Source organism: Verrucosispora sp. SN26_14.1, assembly GCF_004307965.1.
Lineage (GTDB): Bacteria > Actinomycetota > Actinomycetes > Mycobacteriales > Micromonosporaceae > Micromonospora.
In genome coordinates, this window is the sequence record NZ_SISL01000606.1 from 1 (window position 1) to 2,922 (window position 2,922).

At 73.2% G+C, this 2,922-nt stretch carries 3 protein-coding genes and 1 pseudogene; 2 read left to right on the forward strand and 2 right to left on the reverse strand.

Annotation, left to right across the window (positions count from 1 at the left end; genetic code table 11):
• A pseudogene (locus EYA84_RS29815) lies at positions 1 to 973 on the reverse strand (hypothetical protein); the annotation flags it as partial.
• A 158-nt stretch (positions 974 to 1,131) separates the two neighbouring features.
• Here EYA84_RS29815 and EYA84_RS29820 point away from each other — a divergent pair.
• Positions 1,132 to 2,172, forward strand: a complete 1,041-nt coding sequence (locus EYA84_RS29820) for an App1 family protein (RefSeq protein WP_131057444.1) — start codon at positions 1,132 to 1,134, stop codon at positions 2,170 to 2,172.
• Between the two features lie 35 nt (positions 2,173 to 2,207).
• Here the strand turns inward: EYA84_RS29820 and EYA84_RS33190 are convergent, their stop codons facing one another.
• Positions 2,208 to 2,744, reverse strand: coding sequence for a hypothetical protein (locus EYA84_RS33190; protein WP_201272523.1), 537 nt, complete (start codon positions 2,742 to 2,744; stop codon positions 2,208 to 2,210).
• Here EYA84_RS33190 and EYA84_RS33750 point away from each other — a divergent pair.
• Positions 2,722 to 2,922 (forward strand): hypothetical protein (locus EYA84_RS33750; RefSeq protein WP_236146035.1); only part of this gene is annotated, 201 nt, incomplete at its 3' end. The two genes, EYA84_RS33190 and EYA84_RS33750, sit on opposite strands and share 23 nt — an antisense overlap.

A 2,922-nucleotide genomic window follows, 5' to 3' on the forward strand; every position in this document is an offset into this window, starting at 1 on the left:
GCCCGGCGGCCCGGCGGTACGCGAGCCCGGCGAGCACCGCCCCGACGACCAGCAGCACCGGATAGAGCAGCGCGAACCACTCCTGCCAGCGGGCGCAACCGGCGAGCGGGCAGAGTCCGCCCGCCAGCGACACCCCCTCCAGCAGTCCGCCGTCCAGCCGCTGCGGCCACGGCGGCGGCGCTCCGGTGGCACCGCTGATGGTGCGCAGCACCGAGAGGGAGTCCTGTCCCGGCGGCGCGACCAGGTTGTCGCGGATCATCGGGGCGATCCCGACGGTGAAGCCGACGAGCAGCAGCAGCCCGGCCCCACCGAGCAACTCCCGACGCACCGCCCACACCAGCGCCAGCCCGGCCACCGCCAGGTACGGCACGATCAGCCAGTCCGACCAGACGGCCACCCCGGCGAGCAGCCCGAAGGCGCCGACGGCCAGCCGACGGTGGCGGACCGTGCCCTGGGCCAGCCCGGCGACCAGCAGCAGCATCGCCAACACCGCGACCTTGACCTCCGGACGGCCGCCGACGGTCGTCACCTGGTCCCGGATCACCCGTTCGGAGCCGAGCGCCAGCAGACCGACGACCAGGGTGGCGAACCAGGGCGACCCGATCCGCCGGGTCAGCCGGTGAATCAGCCAGAGGAACACCGCATAGAGCGCGAGCACCGGCAGTCGCAGCAACGGCCAGCTCGGTCCGCCGACGGCGAGCAGGGGAGCGGCCAGGTACGACTGCAACATGCCCATGTACCGCTGGCCGTACAGGAAGACCGGGTGCTCCCGACCCTCGGCGATGTGCAGCGCGGCCAGGCCGAACGTCGCCTCGTCGCTGTTGGACACCGGCACGGTGTGCAGCACGAGGTACAGGCGGTAGCCGACCCCGGCCAGCCCGAGGAGCAGCGCGACGAAGGCCGGCCGGTCGAGCCGGAACCATCCCCGTCCGCGCTGTCGCCCTGATTGCGACCCTGCACGTGGCACGACCATCGCCCCCGTCGTCGTCCCGACCGGAGTTTCGCACGGTCGGACGCTGCTACGGGCCGGTTCGCCGCAGCCCGGCGGGGTGGGGCGTCCGGGGTGACCGACGGGGTGCCGGGGCGGCTCTCGCGTGGCCGTGGTCGCCGACGTGTGGCAGGGTTGCACCCGTGCCACCCACTCCCGCCGGCCAGTTGGCCATTCCGAACCTGCACCGGGCCGCACGGATCGAGGACGCGGTGCACGCCGTCGTCGAGCGTCGGCTCCGTCGGACGGGCTGGCGGATCAACATCATCGCGTACACCGGGTACGGCGCACCCGGCTGGGCGCGGGTGATGTGCCGGGTGCTGCTCGGGCGACCGGACACCCGCCAGCGGGGCCGGTTGGAGAAGGTCCGGGGCTGGCGCAGCTTCACCACGCTGCCCGCCAAGCACGTCACCGTGACGATCGAGACCGGTGGGGTGACCCACGAGGTGCGGGCCGACCGCAGCGGCTTCGTCGACACCGTCGTCGAGACGAACCTGCCACCCGGCTGGGGAACGGTACGCCTCAGCGTCCCGGACGCCGAGCCGGTCGAGGCCCCGGTCCGCATCCTCGACCCCGAGGTCCGCTTCGGCGTCCTCTCCGACATCGACGACACGGTCATGGTCACCGCACTGCCCCGTCCGCTGCTCGCCGCCTGGAACACCTTCGTGCTCGACGAGCACGCCCGGATGGCGGTACCCGGCATGGCCGTGCTCTACGAGCGCCTGGTCACCGCGCACCCCGGCGGACCGGTCTTCTACCTCTCCACCGGCGCGTGGAACGTCGCCCCGACGCTCACCCGCTTCCTCTCCCGGCACCTCTATCCGGCCGGGCCGCTGCTGCTGACCGACTGGGGACCCACCCACGACCGCTGGTTCCGCAGCGGCCGGGAGCACAAACGCGCCACCCTGGCCCGGCTGGCCAAGGAGTTCCCCGACGTACGCTGGCTGCTCGTCGGCGACGACGGCCAGCACGACCCGGAGATCTACCGCGAGTTCGCCGCCGCCCACCCGGACAACGTGGCGGGCGTGGCGATCCGGCGGCTCTCACCCACCCAGGCGGTGCTGGCCGGTAGCCTCCCCGTCCCGCACGACAGCCCCACCGAGGGGCCGATCGGGCAGAAGTGGCTCTCCGCCCCCGACGGCGCGGGCCTCTGGACCCTGCTGCGCGGCGCCGGCCTCGTCTGAGGCGGCCGCGCTGCTTCTCCCGAGCCTGCCGGGCGTCAGCCGCCGGGCGTGAGCGTCACCTCGCCCGTGCAGCCGGCCAGGTGTCGGCGGTCTTCGAGCAGGTCGATGACGGCCTCCCGGTTGGCGATCCGGGCCTCCGACAGCGCATCCGGGTTCTGCCGCTGACCGGCGATGAAGGTCAGGTTGTTACGGACGGCGGTGTCCAGGCCGTCGCAGTTCTCCGCCGCGCCGCCGTTGAGCGCCGCGTTCGGGTCCGCGTCCGGCACCTCGACCTCGCCGGTGCAGCCGGCCGCCGCGCGCCGCTGTTCGAGCTGGTCGAGGACGGCCTGACGGTTGGCGATCCGGGCCTCCGACAGCGGGTCGGGGAAGACCAACTGGTCGGCGATGAAGGCGAGGTTGCTGCCCACGGCCGTGTCGAGACCCTCGCAGTTCTCGCTCGCCGAACTGGTCCCGGTCGCCGTCGCGAAGGCCACGCCGAGGGTCACCCCGATCGCCACGACCCCCGCGATCTTGCGCTGTCGCGGTGAGGTCCCGCGCCGACTGTTCCGGGTGGTACGTCTGCTGCTCGCCATCGATTCTCTTCCCCTCGTCGTCAGCTACCTCGGAGGTACGGGCGCGCGGGCGCCGACGGTTCACCGCTCGGTGATCTACGTGCGAGCCCGGCGGATTGTTACCGACCTGGTGAGCGAGCTGTCACGCAGACATGAGGCGGTGCGGGTCCCGCGCCGCCTGCGCCGCCCGCCCGCCGCC

What these genes read in the sequence shown, in the direction of transcription:
- EYA84_RS33190 (WP_201272523.1), bottom strand. Translation starts at nt 2,744, where the DNA reads ATGGCGAGCAGCAGACGTACCACCCGGAACAGTCGGCGCGGGACCTCA.